25 protein-coding genes are annotated in these 21,789 nt (G+C 71.7%); 16 read left to right on the top strand and 9 right to left on the bottom strand.

Annotated elements, in window-relative coordinates; genetic code table 11:
* Positions 1 to 80: 80 nt before the first annotated feature.
* The 6 genes from ACZ61C_RS18255 to eccD are packed head-to-tail and all read left to right on the top strand — an operon-like array spanning position 81 to position 5,472.
* Positions 81 to 857, top strand: a complete 777-nt coding sequence (locus ACZ61C_RS18255) for a WXG100 family type VII secretion target (RefSeq protein WP_465308074.1) — start codon at positions 81 to 83, stop codon at positions 855 to 857.
* Between the two features lie 31 nt (positions 858 to 888).
* Entirely contained in the window at positions 889 to 1,947 is a 1,059-nt protein-coding gene (locus tag ACZ61C_RS18250) for a WXG100 family type VII secretion target (protein ID WP_465308072.1), read from the top strand.
* 3 nt (positions 1,948 to 1,950) lie between these two features.
* On the top strand, positions 1,951 to 3,312 hold the full coding sequence (locus tag ACZ61C_RS18245) for a WXG100 family type VII secretion target (RefSeq protein WP_465308070.1): 1,362 nt from the start codon (positions 1,951 to 1,953) through the stop codon (positions 3,310 to 3,312).
* The gene (locus tag ACZ61C_RS18240) at positions 3,312 to 3,782 is read left to right on the top strand and encodes a hypothetical protein (protein ID WP_465308068.1); all 471 of its coding nucleotides are present in this window, start codon (positions 3,312 to 3,314) and stop codon (positions 3,780 to 3,782) included. The genes ACZ61C_RS18245 and ACZ61C_RS18240 overlap by 1 nt, the downstream gene beginning before the upstream one ends.
* A complete protein-coding gene (locus tag ACZ61C_RS18235) occupies positions 3,779 to 4,099 on the top strand; it encodes a YbaB/EbfC family nucleoid-associated protein (RefSeq protein WP_465308066.1) in 321 nt (106 codons plus the stop codon). Before ACZ61C_RS18240 ends, ACZ61C_RS18235 begins: the two co-directional genes overlap by 4 nt.
* On the top strand, positions 4,099 to 5,472 hold the full coding sequence (gene eccD / locus ACZ61C_RS18230; protein ID WP_465308064.1) for a type VII secretion integral membrane protein EccD: 1,374 nt from the start codon (positions 4,099 to 4,101) through the stop codon (positions 5,470 to 5,472). The genes ACZ61C_RS18235 and eccD overlap by 1 nt, the downstream gene beginning before the upstream one ends.
* Positions 5,473 to 5,481: 9 nt before the next feature.
* Here the strand turns inward: eccD and ACZ61C_RS18225 are convergent, their stop codons facing one another.
* The 4 genes from ACZ61C_RS18225 to ACZ61C_RS18210 are packed head-to-tail and all read right to left on the bottom strand — an operon-like array spanning position 5,482 to position 8,501.
* A complete protein-coding gene (locus ACZ61C_RS18225; RefSeq protein ID WP_465308062.1) occupies positions 5,482 to 6,015 on the bottom strand; it encodes a hypothetical protein in 534 nt (177 codons plus the stop codon).
* Entirely contained in the window at positions 6,012 to 6,869 is an 858-nt protein-coding gene (locus ACZ61C_RS18220) for an AAA family ATPase (protein WP_465308060.1), read from the bottom strand. Before ACZ61C_RS18220 ends, ACZ61C_RS18225 begins: the two co-directional genes overlap by 4 nt.
* Entirely contained in the window at positions 6,866 to 7,528 is a 663-nt protein-coding gene (locus ACZ61C_RS18215) for a hypothetical protein (protein ID WP_465308058.1), read from the bottom strand. Before ACZ61C_RS18215 ends, ACZ61C_RS18220 begins: the two co-directional genes overlap by 4 nt.
* On the bottom strand, positions 7,455 to 8,501 hold the full coding sequence (locus tag ACZ61C_RS18210; protein WP_465308056.1) for a type VII secretion protein EccE: 1,047 nt from the start codon (positions 8,499 to 8,501) through the stop codon (positions 7,455 to 7,457). Before ACZ61C_RS18210 ends, ACZ61C_RS18215 begins: the two co-directional genes overlap by 74 nt.
* 152 nt (positions 8,502 to 8,653) lie before the next feature.
* On the opposite strand from ACZ61C_RS18210, the gene eccB reads away from it, so the two are divergent.
* The 3 genes from eccB to ACZ61C_RS18195 are packed head-to-tail and all read left to right on the top strand — an operon-like array spanning position 8,654 to position 11,414.
* Positions 8,654 to 10,075: a type VII secretion protein EccB gene (gene eccB, locus ACZ61C_RS18205; RefSeq protein ID WP_465308054.1), complete on the top strand. Its 1,422-nt coding sequence runs from the start codon at positions 8,654 to 8,656 to the stop codon at positions 10,073 to 10,075.
* A gap of 11 nt (positions 10,076 to 10,086) precedes the next feature.
* Complete coding sequence (locus ACZ61C_RS18200; RefSeq protein ID WP_465308052.1) at positions 10,087 to 10,782, top strand: response regulator; 696 nt, start codon at positions 10,087 to 10,089, stop codon at positions 10,780 to 10,782.
* Positions 10,779 to 11,414, top strand: coding sequence for a response regulator (locus ACZ61C_RS18195; protein WP_465308050.1), 636 nt, complete (start codon positions 10,779 to 10,781; stop codon positions 11,412 to 11,414). The genes ACZ61C_RS18200 and ACZ61C_RS18195 overlap by 4 nt, the downstream gene beginning before the upstream one ends.
* 79 nt (positions 11,415 to 11,493) lie before the next feature.
* Here the strand turns inward: ACZ61C_RS18195 and ACZ61C_RS18190 are convergent, their stop codons facing one another.
* Positions 11,494 to 12,288 carry a carbon-nitrogen hydrolase family protein gene (locus tag ACZ61C_RS18190; RefSeq protein ID WP_465308286.1) on the bottom strand — a complete coding sequence of 265 codons (795 nt, stop codon included), beginning with the start codon at positions 12,286 to 12,288 and terminating at the stop codon, positions 11,494 to 11,496.
* 83 nt (positions 12,289 to 12,371) lie between these two features.
* On the opposite strand from ACZ61C_RS18190, the gene hisD reads away from it, so the two are divergent.
* From hisD to ACZ61C_RS18165, 5 genes are all read left to right on the top strand, one after another.
* Positions 12,372 to 13,694, top strand: coding sequence for a histidinol dehydrogenase (hisD, locus tag ACZ61C_RS18185; RefSeq protein WP_465308048.1), 1,323 nt, complete (start codon positions 12,372 to 12,374; stop codon positions 13,692 to 13,694).
* Entirely contained in the window at positions 13,694 to 14,794 is a 1,101-nt protein-coding gene (locus ACZ61C_RS18180) for a histidinol-phosphate transaminase (protein ID WP_465308046.1), read from the top strand. The genes hisD and ACZ61C_RS18180 overlap by 1 nt, the downstream gene beginning before the upstream one ends.
* Positions 14,791 to 15,390: an imidazoleglycerol-phosphate dehydratase HisB gene (gene hisB, locus ACZ61C_RS18175; protein ID WP_465308044.1), complete on the top strand. Its 600-nt coding sequence runs from the start codon at positions 14,791 to 14,793 to the stop codon at positions 15,388 to 15,390. The genes ACZ61C_RS18180 and hisB overlap by 4 nt, the downstream gene beginning before the upstream one ends.
* Positions 15,387 to 15,545 carry a hypothetical protein gene (locus ACZ61C_RS18170; RefSeq protein ID WP_465308042.1) on the top strand — a complete coding sequence of 53 codons (159 nt, stop codon included), beginning with the start codon at positions 15,387 to 15,389 and terminating at the stop codon, positions 15,543 to 15,545. The genes hisB and ACZ61C_RS18170 overlap by 4 nt, the downstream gene beginning before the upstream one ends.
* Positions 15,546 to 15,659: 114 nt before the next feature.
* A complete protein-coding gene (locus ACZ61C_RS18165; protein ID WP_465308040.1) occupies positions 15,660 to 16,037 on the top strand; it encodes a nitroreductase/quinone reductase family protein in 378 nt (125 codons plus the stop codon).
* On the opposite strand, the gene ACZ61C_RS18160 is transcribed toward ACZ61C_RS18165, so the two are convergent.
* Together ACZ61C_RS18160 and ACZ61C_RS18155 are read right to left on the bottom strand one after the other, a co-directional pair.
* A complete protein-coding gene (locus ACZ61C_RS18160) occupies positions 16,019 to 16,456 on the bottom strand; it encodes a hypothetical protein (protein ID WP_465308038.1) in 438 nt (145 codons plus the stop codon). The genes ACZ61C_RS18165 and ACZ61C_RS18160 overlap by 19 nt on opposite strands.
* 75 nt (positions 16,457 to 16,531) lie before the next feature.
* Positions 16,532 to 18,727: an MMPL family transporter gene (locus ACZ61C_RS18155; RefSeq protein ID WP_465308036.1), complete on the bottom strand. Its 2,196-nt coding sequence runs from the start codon at positions 18,725 to 18,727 to the stop codon at positions 16,532 to 16,534.
* 205 nt (positions 18,728 to 18,932) lie between these two features.
* Here ACZ61C_RS18155 and ACZ61C_RS18150 point away from each other — a divergent pair, with 205 nt between their 5' ends.
* On the top strand, positions 18,933 to 19,526 hold the full coding sequence (locus ACZ61C_RS18150) for a TetR/AcrR family transcriptional regulator (protein ID WP_465308034.1): 594 nt from the start codon (positions 18,933 to 18,935) through the stop codon (positions 19,524 to 19,526).
* Between the two features lie 491 nt (positions 19,527 to 20,017).
* On the opposite strand, the gene ACZ61C_RS18145 is transcribed toward ACZ61C_RS18150, so the two are convergent.
* The gene (locus ACZ61C_RS18145) at positions 20,018 to 20,551 is read right to left on the bottom strand and encodes an RNA 2'-phosphotransferase (RefSeq protein WP_465308032.1); all 534 of its coding nucleotides are present in this window, start codon (positions 20,549 to 20,551) and stop codon (positions 20,018 to 20,020) included.
* 33 nt (positions 20,552 to 20,584) lie between these two features.
* The gene (gene soxR / locus ACZ61C_RS18140) at positions 20,585 to 21,046 is read right to left on the bottom strand and encodes a redox-sensitive transcriptional activator SoxR (protein ID WP_465308030.1); all 462 of its coding nucleotides are present in this window, start codon (positions 21,044 to 21,046) and stop codon (positions 20,585 to 20,587) included.
* A gap of 53 nt (positions 21,047 to 21,099) precedes the next feature.
* On the opposite strand from soxR, the gene ACZ61C_RS18135 reads away from it, so the two are divergent.
* On the top strand, positions 21,100 to 21,789 hold the full coding sequence (locus tag ACZ61C_RS18135; protein ID WP_465308028.1) for a thiamine pyrophosphate-dependent enzyme: 690 nt from the start codon (positions 21,100 to 21,102) through the stop codon (positions 21,787 to 21,789).

Here is a 21,789-nt window from a genome sequence, read left to right as displayed (position 1 = left end):
GCGGTGGGTACTTTTGCCGTCCGCCCGCTTCCTGGCGCGAACTTACGCTCTGCCGAGCAGCCACCCGCGGAAGGAGAGCCATGGCCGGCGAGTACCGGGCTGAGCCCGAGGCGATGCGCTCCGCCGTGGGCAACGTCGGCGGCATCATCGCCCACGGCATCAACGCCGTGGCCGACCTCGAACGGCTCATCGTGCAGCCGACGTCGTTCGCCGGCTTCGGCACGGCGGTCGCGGCCGCCAACGCCGCGCTGCACTCCAGCCAGGTGACCGCCGTCCGCACGCTGCTGCAGCTGCTGCAGCAGGTCAACGGGCTCGTCAAGGCCAGTGCCGACGCCTACCAGGCGGCCGACCAGGACGCCGCCGCCGGGTACGGCGGGGGCACGGGGAGCGGGTCGACGCCCCCCGCGTCGTCGATCTGGGGGAGCTCGCACGCGTCCGAGCTGGCCACCGTGGCCATCAACGACAGCGCGGGCGCCCACGGCGAGCCGTCCTCGGTCGGCAACGTGCTGCGCTACCTCGGCGACGCGAGCTTCGGCAGGCTCGGCGACCACCCGATCACCGACGCCCGTTTCCACGGGGTCGCCGACTTCAACGACTGGCTCGCCGGGGACGCCGGCAACCAGGCGCGGGTCGGGCTGATCGAGGTCTACGCCGGCACCGCGCGCGCGTTCTCCGACGTCCCCGGCGGCGTGCACAGCGGTGACGTCGTGGTCGTGGAGCCGCTGCTGTTCTCCGACCGCCAGCCGGTCATCGGGGTCGCCGGGGACGGCGGCCGCCTCTACAACCACGGGCTCCTCGACGCCCGCATCAGCGGGCTGGCGAAGGTCAGCGTCTACCGGCCCGCGTCCGTCGTCTGATCGTCCGCTCCTTGAGAACTTGCGAGGTCCGATGCTGACTTTCCCGAACTCCAGCGCGATGGACGCGACCGCGTCCTCGGGCGGGCCGATCACCATCCTGCCGCAGATCGTCACCGGCCAGCCGGAGCAGATCGCGCAGCACGTGCTCGACCTGGTGAAGAAGGCCGAGCAGTTCCTGAGCATGTACACCGAGCTCACCAAGGCCGCCGACCAGCTCGGCAAGATCTGGTCGGGCGCGGCGAGCGAGTCGGCGCTGAAGAAGATCTCCGACTCCTTGAAGCAGCTCGAGACGATCATCACCGTCGTGCAGAAGGGCGCCGAGCTGCTCGGGGTGTCCGGCACGCTGATCAAGACGGCGCAGCAGGCCTACCGCTCGGTCGTGGCCGCGGTGAACCCGACGGTCGCGTCGCTGATGTCGAACCCGTGGACCTACGGCGCGGCGGTCGCTTTGTCGACCGCGACGAGCGCGTCACTGCGGGCGTTCATCACCGCGATCGGCGCGCTGCTCAAGGCCCTCGGCGCGGTCGACCTCGCCCAGCAGGTCACCCAGCTGGCGCAGGTGATCGGCGCGATCGAGAAGCTGTTCCACCACGACTCCGGCAGCGCGGGCGCGACGACGCCGTCGATCGGGAACACCCCGGTCACGGCGCCCCAGGCCCCGCCGTCGGTGGCAAGCCCGGCCGGGCAGCAGGCGGTGGCGGGCGGGAGCGGCGGGGGGATCCCGCAGCAGCCCTCATTCACCGACTACACCCCGCCCGCGCTCGCCACCGGCGGCGGTTCCAGCGGCGGCGCGACCACGCCGGTGACGGCCAACGGCACCCCGCTCGACCCGTCGAACAGCTGGATCGCCGTGGACCCGGCGCAGCACGGCGCCACCGTGCCGACCCAGCCGGCGCCGGTCACGCAGCCGGTCACCCAGCCCGCTCCGGTCGGCGGCGGCGCGAACGAGGTCACCATCCACACGAACCTGACCACCGGTGAGTCCACTGTGGAGGCTCCGGGCGGCCAGGACTTCGACCTCGACATCGCCTTGGACTACAACGGGAAGCACTTCAGCCAGCACGTCGGCTACGACGCGGCCGGGAACTGACCCGTGTGGGGCTCGGGGGTCGTCGACGCGTCCGGGGTGGTCAGCTCGGTGCTGTCCGGGTACCGGCAGGTGCTCGTCGAATGCCAGAGACGGGTGACCGGTGACCCCGGCGCCCTGAGCGCGGCCTCGCAGCGCGTCGGCACCCAGGCGTCGACGGTCTCGGCCAAGGCCCGCGAAATCGGCGACTCCGCGAAGACCCTGCACGCGGACTGGGACGGCGACGCCTACACCGCGTTCGCGACAGCGGCCCAAAAGCTCGGCGAGGAGCTCACCGACGCCGCCACGAAGCTCGACGACCAGGCGAAGCGGCTCGCGACGGCGTCCCAGCTGGTGCAGTCCGCGAAGGCCGCGGTCGACTCCGTCCTCGCGCAGTTCGACCAGTACGCCCAGCAGCTGACCGCGCAGGCCCGCGCGGTGAACTCGGGCTCGGTCGGCGCGTTCATCCAGGCCGCGCGCCAGCTCGGCGAACAGAGCGTGCAGGCCGCTCGCCAGGTCGTCGACGAGTTCTCCGAGGCGCTCGCCGAGCTGTTCCCGCCCGAGGGCACCCAGCGGCTGGAGCACAAGCTGGGCAAGAAGACCGGCGGCCCGCTGGGCTGGCTCAACGGCAGCCCGCTCGACGGGCGCAAGCGGCCGCGCGACGCGCCGTCGTGGTTCAAGAACTCGGGCTGGAAGAAGCTCACCTGGGACGGCCTCGAAGGCACGCGCGCGCCGAAGAAGGCGGACACGCCGTTCGGGCAGCCGAAGCCGGAGAGCGTCAAGGACAAGCTGGGCAACAACACCGAGATCACCTACTACAAGTTCAAGCACGAGCAGGACGGGCTCACCCCGGAGTACGACGGCAAGATCACGTCGAAGGGCTGGGACGTCGGCGCGTCCGGGCACACCGAGCTGGCCGCGGTGAAGGAAGAGGCCGAGCTCAAGGGCGACTGGGGTGTCTCGTCGGCGCACGCCAAGGGCACGGTCTTCGCCGGCGGCGAGGCGAGCGCGTCCGGCACGGTCGGCGCGCACGGGGTCGGCGCGCACGCGAACGTCTTCGTCGGCGGGAAGGTCGAAGGCGAGGTCGCGGCGGACGTCGCGGGCATCGGCGTCGGCGCGAACGGCACGCTGCAGTACGGCGTGGGCGCGCAGCTCGACGCCCAGGCCGTCTACGACGCCGGGCACCTGAAGGTGAACTTCAAGGCGGGCGCGGCGCTCGGTCTCGGCGCGGGGGTCGGCGCGAAGATCGACATCGACCTGCCGAAGCTCGGCCACACCATCGGCGAGTACGGCGGCGCGGCCGTCGACTACGTCGGGACCGCGGCTTCCGACGCGGCGAACGCCGTCGGATCCGCTTGGGACGACGCCGTTTCCTCCGTGGGGCTTTGATGACCCTTCCCCTCGACTTCGTCATCCCGGACGGCTGGACGGCCGTCGACCCGGGTGACTCCGGCGCGGTTTTTGTCGCCGTGCACGACGCTTCGCCGGGCGAGTTCGTCCCGAACATCACGGTGAGCGTGCAGCAGCGGCCGGACGACGCCTCGATCGACGCCATCGCCGCCGAAGCCGTCGAACGCCTTTCGCGCACGACGGCCGGGCTCGACGTGCTGAGCCGCCGTGACGTCGGCGCCCCGGCCGCTCCCGGGGTCATGCAGCTGCTGCACCTGCGCACCGGCGAAGGCGACGAGCTGATCCAGACCCAGGTGCACCTGACGGTCCCCGGCGCGACGCCGGAAGAGCGGCTGGTGCTCGAGCTCGCCTGCACGGCCGCGCCCGCGACCGCGCGGGCGCTCTCACCCGGTTTCCAGCGGTTCGTGGGCAGCGTCCACGTCCGCCAGCACGAAGGGAAGACGCGATGACCGATCCGTACGCGGTGCCGGACATGGACGAACTGCTGGCGCAGGTGCGCAAGCAGACCGAAGAGGTCCAGCGCATCCAGCGCACGGTCGAGGCGATGGAGATCAAGGCGCACTCGCGGCAGAACGAGGTCACCGTGACCCTCCGCGGCGACGGGCGGTTCACCGCCATCGACATCGACCCCCGCGCGATCCGCGAGTACGACGCCCGCAACCTCTCGGAGATCGTGCTGGAGGCGGTGAACGCCGGGCTCTCGAAGCTTGCCGAAGCCTCGAACGCGAAGTTCGCTCCGGTGATCTCGGCCGCGAAGAACGTCTGATGACCACCGCGTCTCTCACGGGGACGACGCGCCGGGTCACGGTGGTCACGCCCCGGGCCCGCGTCGACGTCGCGCTGCCCCAGCAGTCGACGTTCGCCGAGCTGGTGCCGCAGCTGGTCCGGCTGGCCGGCGCCGCCGGGCAGGCGTCGGCCGAGCATCCGGGCTGGGTGCTGTCCCGCCTCGGCGGCGCGCCACTGGCGCTCGGCCTGAGCGTCGCCGCGGCCCAGATCCGCGACGGCGAAGTCCTCCACCTGACCCCGCGGGAACGCCCGCGGGGTCCGCTGCTGTTCGACGACGTCGTCGACTCGATCGCCAGCGTCGCCGATTCGTCCGGGGGCTGGAGTCCTTCGGTGGCACGGCGTTCCGGCCTGGTGGCGGCGGTGGTCCTGCTGCTGGCGGGCGGGCTGCTGGTGCAGTCGGCGGCGTCCGGCAGTGTGCTGGCCCCGGTGGGGACGGGATTGCTGGCGCTGGTGCTGCTCCTGGGCGGCGGCGCGCTGAGCCGCGCGTACGGCGACGCCGAAGCGGGCGCGGCCGGGTCGCTGGCCGGGGTGGGCGTGGCGCTGCTGGCGGGAATGTCGATCCTGCCGCCGCACCCGCTGTTCTCGCTGTCGGCGGGCCCGCTGGCGGCGGGGCTCGCGGCGGTGACGGTGTACGGCGTCCTGGCGGCGGTCTCGGTGGCCGACCGGCTCCCGTGGTTCGTTGCGATCACGGTCGCGGCGGGCTTCGGCGCGGTGACCACGGGCGTGGTGCTCCTGTCGGGCGTCCGCCCGGCGGCGGCGGCGTCGGTGGTGGCGGTGCTGGCCACGGCGCTGGCGGCGGTGGCCCCGATGCTGGCCCTGCGCCTGGCCCGCTTGCCGCTGCCCCGCGTCCCGGACGACATGGAGGCGTTCCGCGCGGACGAGCAGCCGTCCCTCGGCACGGAGATGTTCGGCCGGACGTCGCACGCGCAGGGCGTCCTGACGGGGTTGCTGGTGGGCCTGGGCCTGGTCGTCCTGGCGGCGTCGGTGGTGCTTTCCACGGGTGGGCCTTGGGAAGCGGGCCTGGCGGCGCTGCTGGGTGTGGCGTGGATCCTGCGGTCCCGCTCGTACGCGCGCCGAGCGCAACGGCTGGTGCTCATCGGTTTCGGGATCGTCGGCCTGGTGACCGCGGGAGTGTGGCTGGTGGCTTCGGGCCAGCGCACGGCGATCTTCGCGGCCGGCTGCGCGGTGGTTTTGGCCGCGGCGGTGTGTTTGGTGTACGCGACGCGGGTGGCGCGCGGGCTGCGTTCGCCGTACTGGTCGCGGCTTTTGGACGTCTCGGAGTTCTTGGTGCTGCTGTCGCTGGTGCCTTTTGTGGGGATGATCGCGGGGGTTTACGAGGCCGTCCGCGGCTGACGCCCGGGTTCAGTCGCGGTTCTTGCGCAGGTAGACGTGGGATTCGCCGAGGTCGAGCAGCTGATCGCCGCGCTCGGCGAATCCGCCGCTCTTCCACGCCGGTGAACTGCCGCTGATGCTCAGCCGCCGGTTCCAGTACTCCCTCCGGCGCTCGTCGTTCGTGATCCGCGTGGCCAGGGTGATCGACCAGCCGATGGTGAGGTCGCGCGCCTTCGCGGTGTCCGCGAACCGGCGCCCGGCCACCCGCATCTCCGGCGCTTCCTTGTCCTTCCAGCCGGGCAGGTCGCCCATGATGACCGGGATCTCCACGGTCAGCCGGTGGTGATCCGCCCAGTCCACCCGGAGCTCGACTTCGATCACCTTGAGCTCGGACGCGTCGCAGGCGTAGATCTTGACAGCCTTGATCGCCTTCTCGCCGATCGCCTCGACGACCTCGTCGATGTAGGAGTCGTCGATCTCCGCGTACATCAGCAGGTAGCGGAACTGGTCCTGGATGGACTCGAGCCGGGTCTGGGTCCAGGTGTGGGTGTAGGTGCCGGTCACGCGATCTCCTCCACCGGCTCGTACAGGAAGTCCTGTAGCGCGGCCGACCGTAGCTTGTGGACAGAACGCGCGGTGTCCAGCAGCGCGCCCCCGCCGAAGACGCGGGGCGTGCCGGTCACCTCGTTGCCGCGGGCCACCCGCTCCCGGAGGATCGTCCGCATATCGGCCGGCGCCTGTTCCAGGTGACCGACGAGATGTGCCCGGAGCAGCGCGTTGCGGACTTCGGCGAAGTACGCGAGGGGCTCGGCCGGGAATTCGGCGAGGAGTTCTTCGACCGCGCTCTCGTCGACCATGGTGCCGAACAGCCAGCGCACGACGTCTCGCACTTCACCGGGCGTCGGCAGCCAGTCGATGGCCGTCATCCGGCCGTGCCGCCGCAGGGGCGGGTAGAGCCGCTGGAGGTTGTTCCCGGTGACGAAGATCGGGACGCGGTGAGGCCGGCTGCGGGCGGGGTCGACCGGCTTGTCGGCGATGTGCATGAGTTCGGCGAGGATCTGCTGGTGGTTGACCGTGCCCGTGTTGCGTTCCCACTCGCCGACCGTCGTGTCGATGTCGTCGACGAGCAGCGCGGTGGGCACCTGCTGGCGGACGGCGTGCGACGCGGCGGAGTAGGTCCTGGCGACCAGCTTCCCCGGCTCCCCGGCCAGGCTGCTCTCGAGATCGGAGGCGTTCAGCCGCATCACCTCCACGTGGCACCTTTCCAGTGCCGCCGCCAGCTGGGCCGACTTGCCGTCGCCGGGCCTGCCGAAGAAACCGAGGATGGGGGCCTGGATCGGCAGGTTCAGGTAGTTGGCCCACAGGTGCAGCCGGACGTGCTGGAAGAAGCGGGGCAACAGGAAGACGTTCTCCGTCACCGGTGTCCTCCCCGGCCGAGCCGCATGTCGAGGACTTCTTCGGCGAAACTGTCCAGGAAGTCGCCGGTGAACACCGGTTTGCGCGACCCGTTTTCCGTCGGCACCGGTGGCTCGCCGGGATTCGGCGGGCCGTCGAGCTCTCGGCGCCGGAATGCCGCGATCGCCAAGTTCTGGCGTCGTTCCACGCTTTGTTCGACGCGGGTGCCGAAATCGGTGAAGATGGGGGCGACGACGCGTTCCCGGTCGCCGCGGAATTGTTCGGTCAGCACGAGGTGGTCCCGGCCGAGTGCGAAGACGTCCTGGCGGGTCAGCGCCAGGTAGCGGGCCAGCACCAGGACGACGTGCCGGATTTCTTCGAGGTCGGCGCTCATCGCGGTGTTTTCCGCCACGACCTGGGCGACTTTTTCCTGCAGCTCGCGGACGCCGATGCTGTTACGGCGTTTGGCGAAGAATTCGTCCGTGAGGCGCGTGACCAGCGTCGGCACCGTCGCCGTCAATATCTCGGCAATCATGCCACCCCAGTCGTGGCCCGGTTCGCGTGCGTTACGCCGGACGGCGGCGGAATCGGCGAACGGGAAGAGTGCGTCAGGAGTCCAGCGCCAGCGGCAACGTCTTCCGCACCGCGGCCCCATGCCGCCCGTGCAGCGGAACCGCCGCACCCGGCACCGGCACCGCGGCCCCCGGCCGGCCCCCCACCCGGATCGTCACTTCGGCCTTTTCCCGCCCGCCCGGAGTCCGCGTCAGCGTGTAAGACGTCGCCGTGAAAGCGGCCCCCGCCACCGACGCGTCCAGCACCCGCGACGACCGCGGCGTGAAGCACATCTGCGCCGCTTCTCCCCACGTCCACGACTTCCACCGGTCCGGCGCACCCGAAGCCGCGCCCTGGACACCGAGCGCCACCCGCAGCTCCTGCGCCAGCTCGCCGGCTTCGAGCACCGTGCTCTGGTACCCCGCCTCGGCCAGCGAGCCCATCAAGCTCAACGCCGCCGACGCCGTGCTCCGCAGCGCGCCCAGGTCGCCGCCGCCGCGGGCGAGGGCCGCTATCGGGGCCTGGTCCGGGCGGTAGCGGACGGCCAGCCAGCGGACCCGCAGCACCTGCTCGCCGCGCGGGATCGCCCACGTCAGCAGCTGGGCCGACGCCAGCGGGACGTCCGTGCGGCGGTACGCCTCGCGCAGGATGTCCACCAGCGCCGTCGGCGTGCCCGTGCCGGGGGTCAGGCGCACCAGCGCGCTCCAGCCGCCATCGACCTCCGCGACGCCGAAGCGGTTGCCCGCGCGGTCGACGTGCTGGCGCACCTTCACCGGCCCGGCCACGCACATCAGCGGGTCCGGGCTCTCGCGGCGTGTGTCGTGGCGCCGGAGCCGGTACGCGGTCCAGGTCAGCGCCCAGCCGGCCGGGTGCCGCCCGGCGAAGCGCACCGACGTCAGCAGCACCAGCAGCCCGGCGGCGACGCTCACGCCGATCCGCACCGGCTGGCCGGCGGCGCCGACCGTCCACACGAGCAGGACGGCGATCGCGGCGATCTCCCACAGCGCGGCCTGCAGCGGCCGGACCGGCAGCAGCCAGGGCAGCGGCGCCGACGCGGGCCGGGCCGGGGCCGGGCGGACGGCGCCGGCGGTTTGGACGGACACGGGCTCCCCTTTCCCCGGGTCTCCGACGCTACTGCCTCCCCAGATGTCGCGTGGGCGTAAAAATTACCCTCCCCTTCGGCCAACCGGGTGCCTAGCATCGAGGCCTCTGAGGGCCGAGCAGGGACGACGCACACAGCCGGGGGCTAAGCAGCGTGTGGACGCAGCGGGACCAGATCCAGGCGTACCAGTTCCTCCGCCGCAGGCTCGTTTCGGCGCTCGTCGCCGCCGACGCCAACCACCCCGTCTCGCCCAGCCGCCGGCTCGTGCTCGGCACCGTGCTGGGGCTCGTGGCCGCGCTGCTGGTCACCGCCGTCTTCGGCATCATCGGCCTGCTGAACCCCTCCGGCGGCAAGGACTGGCTGGAAGGCGGCAAGGTGATCGTCGAGGAGGGCACCGGCGCGCGGTTCGTGCTCGGCGCCGACGGCGTGCTGCACCCGGTCCTCAACTACGCCTCCGCACGGCTGCTGGCCGGCGGCGCCGGCGACGCGACCGTGTCCGTCTCGTCGGAGAACCTCGGCAAGGCCGGCCGCGGCGCCCAGATCGGCATCCCGGGCGCGCCCGACTCGGTGCCGGTGGCGGCCGCGCTGGTCACCACGCCGTGGACGAGCTGCAGCCGCACCACGCAGGACGCGCCCGCGTCGGCCGAGCCGCGCACCGCCGTGCTGCTCGCCGCGCCCGCGTCCGGGGTCGAGCTGCCGCGGGACCAGGGCGTGATCGTCCGGCTGCCGAAGGGCGACCGGTTCCTGCTCGACGGCGGCCGCCGGTACAAGCTGTCCGACGAAGCCGCGACGGCGTTGCAGTTCGACAGCTACCCGACGATCGCGGTGTCCGCGCGCTGGATCGACACCGTCCCGGCCGGGCGTGACCTCACCGCGCTGCCGGTCGACGGCGCCGGCGACCGCGGCCCGTCGATCGGCGGCCACGACTCCCGCGTCGGCCAGGTGCTCGCCGTCGTGGACGCCATGGCCGCGCCCGGCGCCGCGGCTTCGTACTACGTCGTCCGCCGCGACGGCCTCGAGCCGGTCGGCCAGACCGAGGCGAGCCTGCTGGTGACGACCGAAGCCAACGCCGCCGCTTACCCGGGTCCGCCGGCGCCGGTCGAGGTGCGCGCCGCCGACGTCGCCGCCGCGCCGAAGGCCGGAGCTCCTCGCGCGGGCGGCGCCGACCCGGCGGCCTTCCCCGACCGCATCCCCGGGAAGGCGCCGATCACCGGGAACTCGGTGGTTTTGTGCATCCAGGGCAACCGGTTGCTCGTTTCGGCCGAATTCCCGCTTCCCGCCGGCGCCAAGGCAATCCAGGTCCCGACGCGAACCGAAGCACGGGTGGCGGACGAGGTGTTCGTGCCCCCGTCGGGGGGCGCCGTCGTCGTCGAGTCCGGCTCGGCCACCACTTACCTGGTGACCGACTCAGGCCGGAAGTACCCGGTGGTGAACGCCCAGGCGTTGGCGTCGCTCGGCTACGGAAGCGTGGCCAAGTCACCGGTCACAGGTAGTTTGCTGGCATTGGTGCCGACGGGCCCCGCGCTGGACCCGGCCACGGCCGGGCAGCCGGCTCCGTCGGGTGGAACGGGGTGAAAGTCGTGCACATGACAGAAGAGCGTTCGACCGAAGACGACCTGGGCCAGGGGCGCGTCCGGGTCGCCGTCATCGAAGACCACCCGCTGTACCGCGTTTCGGTGGAGCGCGTGCTGGCCGAAGCCGACTTCGTCGAGCTCGGCGCGGTGGTCGACTCGGTCGCCCGGTTCCACGTGCACCGGCAGCCGCCGGGCAGCGTGGTCCTGCTCGACCTGGGCCTGCCCGGGGTGGCGGGCGCGGCGGCGGTGCTGGAGGTCTGCGAGCTCGGCCACCACGTGCTCGTGGTGTCCGCGCAGGCCGAGCCGGAGGTCGTGCTCGGCGCGATCGCCGCCGGCGCGCGCGGTTTCCTGTCGAAGGACGTCGACGCCGACGAGCTGCTGATCGCGATCAAGACGGTCGCCGGCGGCGGCGCGTACGTCTCGGCGGTGGTCGCCGGGATGATCATGAAGGACAACGCCGACCGGCCGGCGCCGTCGGCCGAGGTCGAGCTCTCGCCGCGCGAGGAACAGGTGCTGCGGCTGGTGGCGGCGGGGGAGCGCGACGTCGACATCGCGCTGATCCTCGGCATCGGCGTCCGCACGGTGCGCGGCTACCTCGACCGCATCCGCGACAAGACGGGCGAGCGGCGGCGTCCGGGCCTGGTCAAGGAGGCCATCCGGCGCGGCCTCATCGGCGGCTCGGGTCCCCGGCGCGGCGGCCGCAAATGAGCCAGCCGCGGTCGATCCGCGTCGGCGTGATCGAGGACCACCCGCTCTACCGGTACGCGCTCACCCGCGTGCTGACCGAGGCCCCGGACATCGAGCTCGGCGCGGTCGCCGACTCGGTGGCCCGGTTCGCGGTCCAGGACCAGCCGGCGGGCAGCGTGGTCGTGCTCGACCTCAAGCTCCGCGGGGTCCAGGACGCGGCCGCGGTCCTGGAGGTGGGGCACATGGGGCACAAGGTGCTGGTGGTGTCCGCGCACGCGGAGCAGCCGGAGGTCCTCGGCGCGATGCAGGCGGGCGCGAAGGGGTTCCTGTCGAAGGACGTCGACGGCGACGAGCTGCTGCGCGCGATCCGCACGATCGCCGACGACAACGCGTACGTCTCGCCGACGCTGGCCGGGATGATCATCCAGGACAGCGAAGAGCGGCACGCGGGGCCGAAGATCGTGTTGTCGGAGCGGGAGAAGCAGGTGCTCCGGCTGGTGGCGGCGGGCGAGCGGGACGTCGACGTCGCGGAGATCCTCAACATCAGCGTCCGCACGGTGCGGTCCTACCTGGACCGCATCCGCGACAAGACGGGCGAGCGGCGCCGGGCGGGCTTCGTCCGGGTCGCGATCCGCGAAGGCCTGCTCCGCTAGCCCGAGCCGCACTTTCACGTGAAAGTGACCCGGAGTGCGCACTCCGGATCACTTTCACGTGAAAGTGCGGCTTTGCGGTTCAAAGTCGGCGGTTGGCCAGGGCGCCCGTCGCGGTGCGGGCTCGGGCAGCGAGAGCCTGGTCGACGTCCACCAGCAGCATCTCCGGGGCCGCGCCCGCGGCGGCGTGCACCCGGCCGAAGCCGTCCGCGGCCAGCGAGTGGCCGATGCCCGTCGGCGCCTTCGGGTTCACCGTGACGCCTGTCGCCGCCGGGTCGGCCTGGCCGCAGCCCAGCACCCAGCAGCCGGAGTCCAGGGCCCGCGCCCGCACCAGCACCTCCCACTGCTCGCGCTTGCCCTCGCCGGCACCCCACGACGTCGGGAGCAGCACGACGTCGGCGCCGTCGTCGGCCAGTGCGCGGAACAGCTCCGGGAACCGGACGTCGTAGCAGGTCGCGACGCCGTAGACGACGTCGTCCAGCTCGAACGTGACGGCCGAGGAGCCGGGCGCCACCGTGTCGGACTCGGCGAAGCCGAACGCGTCGTAGAGGTGGATCTTGTCGTAGCCGCGGTGGTGCCCGCCGCCGGTGACCAGCAGCGTGTTGTGCACACGCCCGGCGTCGGCCGGGGTGAACATCCCGGCGACGACCACGACGTCGTGCTCGGCGGCCACCGCGGCGACCGCGGACGCCCACGGCCCGTCGAGGGGCTCCGCGACCGGCTCCAGCGGACGGCCGAAGCGGGCCATGGTCGCTTCGGGGAAGACGACGATCCGCGCGCCCTCGGCCGCGGCCGCCTCGACCCCGGAGCGAACCAGCTTCAGGTTCGCCTCCGGTTCGTCACCCGAGTTGACCTGGCACAACGCGATTCGCGCCACCGCTGCCTCCTGCATGCTGGGATCCGCCGTCACCCGGGAGTATCGCTGAAAACCCGCTCGGCGTGACCTCGTACCCTGGGGGCATGTTGAACCGCACCGACCTGCGCGGGCAGGTCCCGACCGCCGCCGAACTGCGCGCCACGCTGCCGCGTGCCGAATACGACGTGGACGCGGCGCTGCATCACGTGCGCCCGGTGGTCGAGGCGGTCCGTGACCGCGGTGTCGAAGCCGTCCTCGAGTACACGGAGAAGTTCGACAAGGTCCGCCCGATGAGCGTGCGCGTGCCGCGGGAGCGGCTCACGCAGGCCCTCGCGCAGCTCGACCCGGCCGTGCGCGCCGCGCTGGAGGAGTCGATCACCCGCGCGCGCAAGGTGCACGCGGAGCAGCGCCGCACCGACGTGACCACGACGGTCGTCGACGGCGGCACGGTCACCGAGAAGTGGGTGCCGGTCGAGCGTGTCGGGCTGTACGCGCCGGGCGGGCTCGCGGTGTACCCCTCGACCGTGGTGATGAACGTCGTCCCGGCGCAGCTCGCCGGGGTCGGCTCGCTGGTCGTCTGCTCGCCGCCGCAGGCCGGGTTCGCCGGGCTGCCGCACCCGACGATCCTCGCCGCGGCCGAGCTGCTCGGCGTCGACGAGGTGTGGGCGGTCGGCGGCGCGCAGGCCGTCGCGCTGCTGGCGTACGGCGGCACGGACACCGACGGCACCGAGCTCACCCCGGTCGACGTCGTCACCGGGCCGGGCAACATCTACCTGACCGCGGCGAAGCGGCTGCTGCGCGGCCTGATCGGCATCGACTCCGAGGCCGGCCCGACCGAGATCGCCATCCTCGCCGACGAGACGGCCGACCCGGTGCACGTCGCCGCCGACCTGATCAGCCAGGCCGAGCACGACCCGCTCGCCGCGAGCGTCCTGGTGACGACGTCCGTCGAGCTGGCCGACGCCGTCGACAAGGAGCTGGTCGGGCGCGTCTCGGCGACCAAGCACACCGAGCGCGTCACCGAAGCGCTGGGCGGCAAGCAGTCCGGCGTCATCCTGGTGTCCACAGTGGACGACGGCTTGCGGGTGGTGGACGCCTACGCCGCCGAGCACCTGGAGATCCAGACGGCGGACGCGCGCGAGGTCGCCGCCCGGGTCCGCAACGCGGGCGCGATCTTCGTCGGCGCGTACGCCCCGGTGTCGCTGGGCGACTACTGCGCCGGCTCCAACCACGTCCTGCCCACCGGCGGGTTCGCCCGCCACTCCTCGGGCCTGTCCGTGCAGAGCTTCCTCAAGGGCATCCACGTCGTGGACTACAGCGAGGACGCGCTGCGCGAGGTCGCCGGCCGCGTGGTCGCGCTGGCCGACGCCGAGGACCTGCCCGCGCACGGCGAGGCCGTGACGGCGCGTTTCGGAGGTTCCGTCTGATGACCATCGGCGAAGAGGTCACCCTGGACGAGCTGCCGCTGCGGGACGACCTGCGCGGCAAGTCGCCCTACGGCGCGCCGCAGCTGGACGTCCCGGTCCGGCTCAACACCAACGAAAACCCGTACCCGCCGCCGCCTTCGCTGGTGGCGGACGTCGCGGAGGCGGTCCGCGCGGAGGCCGCCGAGCTGCACCGCTACCCGGACCGCGACGCGCTCGCCCTGCGGCACGACCTGGCCGACTACCTCAGCGTGTCGACGCGTGTGGTGCTGACCGAGCGGAACGTCTGGGCCGCCAACGGGTCCAACGAGGTGCTGCAGCAGATCCTGCAGGCGTTCGGCGGTCCCGGGCGCAGCGCGCTCGGTTTCGAGCCGTCGTACTCGATGCACCCGATCATCGCGTCGGGCACGCGTACCGAGTGGGTCCCGGCGCCGCGCCGTGACGACTTCACGCTGGACACGGCCGCGGCGGCGGCGGTCATCTCCCAGCGGCGTCCGGACATCGTGTTCGTCACCAGCCCGAACAACCCGACCGGCGGCTCGATCCCGCTTTCCGAGCTTCGCGCGATCTTGGACGCGGCCACCGGGATCGTGGTCGTCGACGAGGCGTACGCGGAGTTTTCGTCGCAGCCGAGCGCGGTCGAGCTGCTGGCCGACTACCCGGCTTCGTTGATCGTGTCGCGCACGATGAGCAAGGCGTTCGCCTTCGCGGGCGGCCGGCTGGGCTACCTGGCGGCGGCCCCGGCGGTCGTCGACGCGCTGCAGCTGGTGCGCCTGCCGTACCACCTCTCGCGGCTGACGCAGGCCGCGGCGCGGGCGGCGCTGCGGCATGCGGACGCCACTTTGGACAGTGTGCACAAGCTGGCCGCCGAACGCGACCGCGTCGTGGAGGCGTTGGCGGGCCTGGGGTTCGACCCGGTGCCGAGCGACTCGAACTTCGTCCTCTTCGGACGGTTCGCGTCGCCCTCGACGGCGTGGAAATCCTATTTGGACAAGGGCGTGCTGATCCGCGACCCGGGTGTTCCCGGACATCTGCGCGTGAGCATCGGCACCCCGGAAGAGAACGACGCCTTTCTCGAGGCGAGTAAGGAAGTGGCCCGATGAGCCGCATCGGCAAGGTCGAACGGACCACCAAGGAGTCCTCGATCTTCGTGCAGCTGGACCTCGACGGCACGGGCGAGGTCGACATCTCGACCGGCGTGCCGTTCTACGACCACATGCTGACGGCGTTCGGCGTGCACGGCTCGCTGGACCTCAAGGTCGAGGCCACCGGCGACGTCCACATCGACGCGCACCACACGGTGGAGGACACGGCGATCGTGCTCGGCCAGGCGATCCGCCAGGCCCTGGGCGACAAGAGCGGCATCCGCCGTTTCGGCGACGCGTGGATCCCGATGGACGAAACCCTGGCCCACGCGGCAATCGACGTCTCCGGGCGGCCGTACTGCGTGCACGTGGGGGAGCCGGAGCAGTTCAACACGTTCACGATCGGTAACAACTACCCGTTCGTCCTGACGCGGCACGTGTTCGACTCGCTGGCGTTCCACGCCCAGATCGCGCTGCACGTCCGGGTGATCCACGGCCGCGACCCGCACCACATCGCGGAGGCGGAGTACAAGGCGGTGGCCCGGGCGTTGCGGGCCGCGACGGAGCCAGACCCGCGCGCGGGCGGCATTCCTTCCACGAAGGGCGTTCTGTGAGCAAGGAAGTCGTCGGCGTCCTGCTGCTGGCCCTGGGTGGTTTCCTGGTGGGCGGGGTCTACTCGGCGTGGAAGACGGCCAAGTTCATGGCGGTGGTCCTGGGCATCGCGGCCCTCCTGGCCATCGGCGGCGCGATCTTCTGGTTTGCCAGCTAGCGGGCCGCCTCGAACAGCCCCCACCCTCCCCGGGGGGCGTCCCACGTCCAGTCTACCGGTGGCGGCTGACAAAACCCGCTGCCTGAGTCTGGTTGTCCACAGCCCGGCCCGGCTGTGGACAACCAGACTCAGCCACCACCGTTCCCGATCCTGCTGCTGACCACGACCGGCGCCCGCACCGGCCGTCGCACGACGGTGCCGCTGGGCTTCGCGGTCGACGACGGCCGCTTTTTTGCGGTCGCGTCCAAGGCGGGCGCGCCCCGGCACCCGGCTTGGTTCCACAACCTCCGCGCCCACCCATCGGTGACGGTCGAGCTCGGCGACCGGACGTACGAGGCGCAGGCCGTCGTGACCACGGGGGAGGAGCGAGACCGCCTGTACGGCACGGTTTCCGACGGCACATCGCCCTACGAACAGAACACCGACCGAGTGTTCCCGGTGATCATCCTCGACGGCGTCCCCGCCCCGGCCGGTCACTCCAGCGGGACGTAGTCGCCCCCGGCCCGAGCCGTGGCGAGATCGGGGTGCGTCGACGCGCTGGTCAGGAAGCGGCCCTGGACGACCCGGACGAAGGACCCGTCGAGCGGGAAGACGAGCACGAACTTCCGCCCGCCGTTTCCCCGCAGCACGAGCCCCTTCCGCAGGTTGTCGAGGAACTCGACGATGTCGCGCTCGATCTCCGCCGCGAACTCGCGCTGATCGGCCCGCGTGATGTCGTAGAGGTCCGTGTCGATGTCGTACGTGGTGCGCCGGCCGGACACCGGGTCCCACGCCTCGAACTCCAACCCCAGCCAGCGTTGCGGGTCGACGACCACGGTGGCCCGCCACGTCCGTCCGGCGAGCTGCCATCTCGGTCCGGCGCCGGTGGCCCGGAGCTCGCGAAGGAGATCGAGGAGGCGGTGACCCGTCATCTACGTCATCCTCGCGGAATTCCCCCGGCCGGCAACCGAAGAAGGCCCCTCCGGGTGAGGAGGGGCCTTCTTCGGCTAGCGGTTCGCGCCCACCAGTTCGCGCTCGTCGTCGTCCGGAGCGGCGTCGAGCTGCTTCGTGAGCTTCTCGCCCTCGACGTCGACGTCCGGCAGGATGCGGTCGAGCCACTTCGGCAGCCACCAGGCGCCGCGGCCGAGCAGGGACATCACCGCCGGCACCAGCGTCATGCGGACCACGAACGCGTCCACCAGCACCCCGAACGCCAGCGCGAAGCCGATCGACTGGATCAGCGACGACTCCGCCAGCACGAACCCGGCGAACACGCTGATCATGATCAGCGCCGCCGCGACGACCACCCGCGCGCCGTGGCGGAAGCCGGTGACCATCGCCTCCTGCGGCTCCGCGCCGTGGACGTGCTCCTCGCGCATCCGCGTCACCAGGAACACCTGGTAGTCCATCGCGAGTCCGAAGAGGACACCGATCAGCAGGATCGGCAGCATGCTCATGATCGGCCCGGTCGACTCGACACCGAGCAGGTCGGTCAGCCAGCCCCACTGGAACACCGCGACCACCGCGCCGAACGTCGCCGCGACCGAGCCGAGGAACCCGATCGTCGCCTTCAGCGGGACGACGACCGAGCGGAACACCAGCATCAGCAGCACGAACGCCAGCCCGACGATCAGCGCGAGGTACGGCAGCATCGCGTCCGAGAGCTTCGCGGAGACGTCGATGTTCGCCGCGGTCTGCCCGGTGACGGCCAGCTTCGCGCCCGTCGCGTTCTCCAGCGTGCCCGACTCGGTGCGGATCGCCGCGACCAGGTCCTCGGTCTGGGTGCTGCTCGGGCCGCTCTTCGGGATCACCGTGAGCAACGCCGTGTCACCGGTCTGGTTGACCTTCGGCGGGGTGACGGCGGCGACGTCGGGCAGCTTCTGGATGTCGGCCGCGGCCTGGCCGAGCGCGGCCTGGCGGTTCGTGCTCGAGCCGACGTCGACGACGACCAGCAGCGGCCCGTTCGAGCCCTCGCCGAAGCTGCCGCTCGCGATCTCGTACGCCTTGTGCTGCGTGGACTCCGGCGCGGCGGTGCTGTCGTTGGGCAGGCCGAGCTGCATGCCGAGCGCGGGCAGCGCGACCACGGCCATCCCGGCCAGCGCGACGAGCAGCACCGGGATCCGGTGGCGCGCGACGAACCGCGCCCAACGCTCGCCGTGCGTCGGTTCGACCGGCTTGCGGCGCAGCCGGATGCGGTTCCCGGCGACCTTTGCGCCGGCGAAACCGAGGATCGCGGGCAGCAGCGTCAACGCGATGAGCACGGCGATCGCGACGGTGACCGCGGCCGCGACGCCCATCTGGCCGAGGAACGGGATGCCGATGATGGTGAGCCCGGCCAGCGCGATGATGACCGTGAGCCCGGCGAAGACGACGGCCGAGCCGGCGGTGCCCGCGGCGCGTCCGGCGGCCTCCTCGGGTTCGCGGCCGATGCTGAGCTCGTGCCGGTAGCGCGAGACGATGAACAGCGCGTAGTCGATGCCGACGGCCAGGCCGATCATCAGCGCCAGGATCGGCGTGTTCGAGTTCAGCTCGGTGACGCCGGAGGCGAGCAGGATGCCCGCCATCCCGATGCCGACGCCGACGAGGGCCGTGAGCAGCGGGATCCCGGCCGCGATCAGCGAGCCGAAGGTGATGATCAGCACGATGGCGGCGACCGCGACCCCGAGGCCTTCGGTGGCGCCGGTGGCCGGGACGCCCTGCACGGCGTCACCGCCGAACTCGACGGTGAACCCGGCGTCGCGGGCCGCGTTGGCGGTGTTCAGGAGGGCTTCGCGGTCACCGTCGGTGAGCTCGAAGGCCTTCGCGCCGTAGCTGACCTGGGCGAGCGCGACGCGCTTGTCGGGGGAGATCGACTGCGCCTGGAACGGGTCGACGACGCCGGCGACCTTGGGCGCGGTCTTCAGCTGCCCGACCAGGGCCTCGACGGCTGCCTTGCCCTTCGTGTCGGTCACCGAGGTGCCGGCCGGGGCCTCGATCACGACGCGCGCGGTCGCGCCCCCGGCGTTGGCCTGCGGGAACTTCTCGGTCAGCTGGTCGATGGCCCGCTGCGACTCGGTGCCGGGGATCGTCACCGAGTTCGACAGCTGGCCCGAAAGCGTGAGGGCGCCCAGCCCGAGCGCCACGAGGACGGCCGCCCAGACGGCGGCGACCAGCGCTCGCCGTCGGAAGGACAACCGGCCGAGCCGGTACAGGAAGGTCGCCACGCGTCAGCTCCGTTTCCCCCGAAAGGGGTCGGTTCACTCCATCTGGTTGCAACCCACGCTAGCCGATCGGCAAGGAGACGTCCAAGCCGATCGGCAAGTATGTGACTTGCCGAACAGCAAGGTTTATCCCAGCCGATCGGCAAGTAAGCGGTTTGCCGATCGACAGGGAGTGACGTACGCTCCGACCGCTCGCTGAGGAGGAAGAATGACCGCCGGCCCGGCCGAGGACACCCGGACCCGACTGCTGCACACCGCGCTGCGGCTGTTCACCGAACACGGGGTCGAGGGCACGTCGCTGCAGATGATCGCCGACGCGCTGGGGATCACGAAGGCGGCGGTGTACTACCACTTCAAGACGAAGGCGGAGATCACCGAGGCGGTGGCCGAGCCCGGTGTCCGCGACCTGGACGAGCTGGTGCTGCGCGCGGCCGCGCAGAAGCGCCGGGGTGCGCAGGTGGACCTGCTGCTGGAGGGGTTCATCGACCTGGTGATCCGCCACCGGGCGCTGGTGGCGCTGTTTTCGAGCGACCCGGGGCTGATCCGCGCGATCGAGAAGTCCGCGCACGGTGGGATGGAGGGGTTCGGCCAGGCGCTGCTCGGCATCCTGGCGGGCCCGGACCCGGACGCGGCGGCCCGCGTCAACGCGATGGTGACCCTGACGGGCATCGCGATGGCCGGCGGTTCCCCCGACCTGGCCCGTCTCGGCGACGAAGAGCTCCGCACGGAACTGCTCGACGTGGGCCGCCGCCTCCTGGGCCGCCCCCGCCGCCGAACCCTAACCCCCCTCTCAACCCCCTAACCCCCCTTCGCCCCTCCCGCCCGTCTCGACCCCAGCCACGCGCGATGCCCCTCCAATCACGCGTGATGCCCGCTCAATCACGAGATACCCTTCCGATCACGCGAGATGCCCGCTCAATCACGCGAGATGCCCGCCCAATCACGCGTGTCCCGCACCCAATCACGCGAGTTTCGGGCTCAAGCACGCGAGTTCCGCACCCAATCACGCGAGTTCCGTCTCTGAGCACGCCAGTCCCGGGCCCAGTCACGCGGGTTCCGCGGACCCCGGCGGACGACACGCTTACCTGACTGGACGACACGCGTCCTCGGCCGGACGACACACGTGACCCGAGCCGGATCTCGTGTGATTCGGGGCGGAACTCGCGTGACTGGAGGCGGAACCCGTGTGACTGGGGGCGGAACTCGTGTGACTGGCGGGTCGACACGCGTGATCAGGCGGTCGACACGCGTGACTGTGGGGTCGACACGACGTGTCGTCCGGATGGGTGCGGGTTAGGTGAGTGGGTGGAGGTAGGTCGGGGGGACTGTGGCCGTCAGCCAGACTCCGTTGGCGCTCACCTGGAACGCGTGGCCCGCGGCGGCCATGTCGGCCGCGTCCACCCGCAGGATCACCGGCTTTCCGCGCCGGGCCGCGACAACACGCGCCGTGTCGATCGTTGCCGACAGGTGGACCGCGTGGCGCTTCATCGGGCGCAGGCCCTCGCGCAGGATCGGGGCGAGGAACTTCGCCACCGTGCCGTGGTAGAGCACGTCCGGCGGCGGCGCGTCCGGCAGGCCGAGCTCGACGGCGACGCTGTGGCCCTGGCTCGCGCGGATCAGCGTGCCGGTCTCGTCGAAGGCGAAGCGGCGCTTGTTGTTCGTCTCGACGACTTCGTCGAGCTGCTCGCGGGTGATCCTCAGCGCGCGCAGCAGCGCGTCGACCGGCGCCCAGCCGTCCGGGGTGAGGGTGAGCCCGATCGCGGCGGGATCGTGACGCAGGTGCAGCGCCAGCCGCTTCGAGATGCGGATCATTTCTTTCTCGTTCATTTCCTCCCCAGGATCCCGCCCGGGGCAACCGATTTAGATGCCACCCTCGACGGCAGGCCGCAGTTTGCCGGCCCCCGGGCCGAAGCGCGCCAGCTCGTCGTCGTTGTTGTAGAGCGAGCAGCTGCGCAGCGACAGGCACCCGCAGCCGACGCAGCCGGTGAGCCGGTCACGAAGGCGTTGGAGAGCGTCGATGCGCGCGTCGAGTTCGTGCTGCCAATCGCGGGACAGGCGCGCCCAGTCGGCTTTCGTCGGGGCGTGGTCGGCGGGTAGCGTCGCCAGCGCGGAGCTGATGTCCTCCAGGGAGAGCCCGACCCGTTGCGCGGCGCGGATGAACGCGATCCGCCGCAGCACCGAGCGCGAATAGCGGCGCTGGTTGCCCGCCGAACGCTCCGAGCTGATCAGGCCTTTCTCCTCGTAGAACCGCAGTGCCGTGTGCGGAACCCCGCTGCGGTCCGCCACCTGTCCGATGCTGAGATGTTCAGCGAGCCTCGTCACCAGCTCAGGCTAGCCTTGACTTCGAGTTTAGTCGAGGTTGCATCGTCGGAGGCATGACCACTGCGACCGAACCGGGCCACGCGGAGCTGCCCCGCCTGATCTCCCTGATGACCGGCGACGACAAGCACCTCGCCGCCGCCGAGTCCACTGTGGACGTCCTGTGGGTGCTCTACGACCGCGTGCTCGACATCACGCCCGAAAATTTCCGCGAGCCCGACCGCGACCGGTTCCTGCTGTCCAAAGGGCACGGTCCGATGGCTTACTACGCCGTGCTGACCGCGAAGGGCTTCATCGACGAAGCCGAGCTGGAAACGTGGTCCGACCCGGTGTCGCGGCTCGGCCACCACCCCGACCGGCGGCGGATCCCCGGCGTCGAGATCTCCAGCGGCTCACTCGGCCACGGGCTGCCGATCGCGCTCGGCTCGGCGCTGGGCCTGCGCGCCCGCGGGCTGACGTCGAAGGTCGTGACCCTGGTCGGCGACGCCGAGCTCGACGAGGGCTCCAACCACGAGGCGATCGTCGTCGCCGCGCGGTTCGGGCTGGAGAACCTGACCACCGTGGTGGTCGACAACCAGTCCTCGACGCGCGGCTGGCCGGGCGGCATCGCCCGCCGCTTCGAGGTCGAGGGCTGGGAGACCCGCACGGTGTCCGGCCGCGACCACGACGCGCTCTACGACGCCTTCACCACCGCCCACCCCGGCCGGCCGCTCGCCGTGGTCGCCGTCGTCGAACCGAAGGGCTGA

The sequence above is a fragment of the Amycolatopsis sp. NPDC104587 genome (genome assembly GCF_055583645.1).
This window is presented reverse-complemented; position numbering and strand designations above follow the sequence as displayed.

What these genes read in the sequence shown, in the direction of transcription:
- ACZ61C_RS18255 (WP_465308074.1), top strand. Translation starts at nt 81, where the DNA reads ATGGCCGGCGAGTACCGGGCTGAGCCCGAGGCGATGCGCTCCGCCGTG.
- ACZ61C_RS18250 (WP_465308072.1), top strand. Translation starts at nt 889, where the DNA reads ATGCTGACTTTCCCGAACTCCAGCGCGATGGACGCGACCGCGTCCTCG.
- ACZ61C_RS18240 (WP_465308068.1), top strand. Translation starts at nt 3,312, where the DNA reads ATGACCCTTCCCCTCGACTTCGTCATCCCGGACGGCTGGACGGCCGTC.
- ACZ61C_RS18235 (WP_465308066.1), top strand. Translation starts at nt 3,779, where the DNA reads ATGACCGATCCGTACGCGGTGCCGGACATGGACGAACTGCTGGCGCAG.
- eccD (WP_465308064.1), top strand. Translation starts at nt 4,099, where the DNA reads ATGACCACCGCGTCTCTCACGGGGACGACGCGCCGGGTCACGGTGGTC.
- ACZ61C_RS18200 (WP_465308052.1), top strand. Translation starts at nt 10,087, where the DNA reads ATGACAGAAGAGCGTTCGACCGAAGACGACCTGGGCCAGGGGCGCGTC.
- ACZ61C_RS18195 (WP_465308050.1), top strand. Translation starts at nt 10,779, where the DNA reads ATGAGCCAGCCGCGGTCGATCCGCGTCGGCGTGATCGAGGACCACCCG.
- hisD (WP_465308048.1), top strand. Translation starts at nt 12,372, where the DNA reads ATGTTGAACCGCACCGACCTGCGCGGGCAGGTCCCGACCGCCGCCGAA.
- ACZ61C_RS18180 (WP_465308046.1), top strand. Translation starts at nt 13,694, where the DNA reads ATGACCATCGGCGAAGAGGTCACCCTGGACGAGCTGCCGCTGCGGGAC.
- hisB (WP_465308044.1), top strand. Translation starts at nt 14,791, where the DNA reads ATGAGCCGCATCGGCAAGGTCGAACGGACCACCAAGGAGTCCTCGATC.
- ACZ61C_RS18160 (WP_465308038.1), bottom strand. Translation starts at nt 16,456, where the DNA reads ATGACGGGTCACCGCCTCCTCGATCTCCTTCGCGAGCTCCGGGCCACC.
- ACZ61C_RS18150 (WP_465308034.1), top strand. Translation starts at nt 18,933, where the DNA reads ATGACCGCCGGCCCGGCCGAGGACACCCGGACCCGACTGCTGCACACC.
- ACZ61C_RS18145 (WP_465308032.1), bottom strand. Translation starts at nt 20,551, where the DNA reads ATGAACGAGAAAGAAATGATCCGCATCTCGAAGCGGCTGGCGCTGCAC.
- ACZ61C_RS18135 (WP_465308028.1), top strand. Translation starts at nt 21,100, where the DNA reads ATGACCACTGCGACCGAACCGGGCCACGCGGAGCTGCCCCGCCTGATC.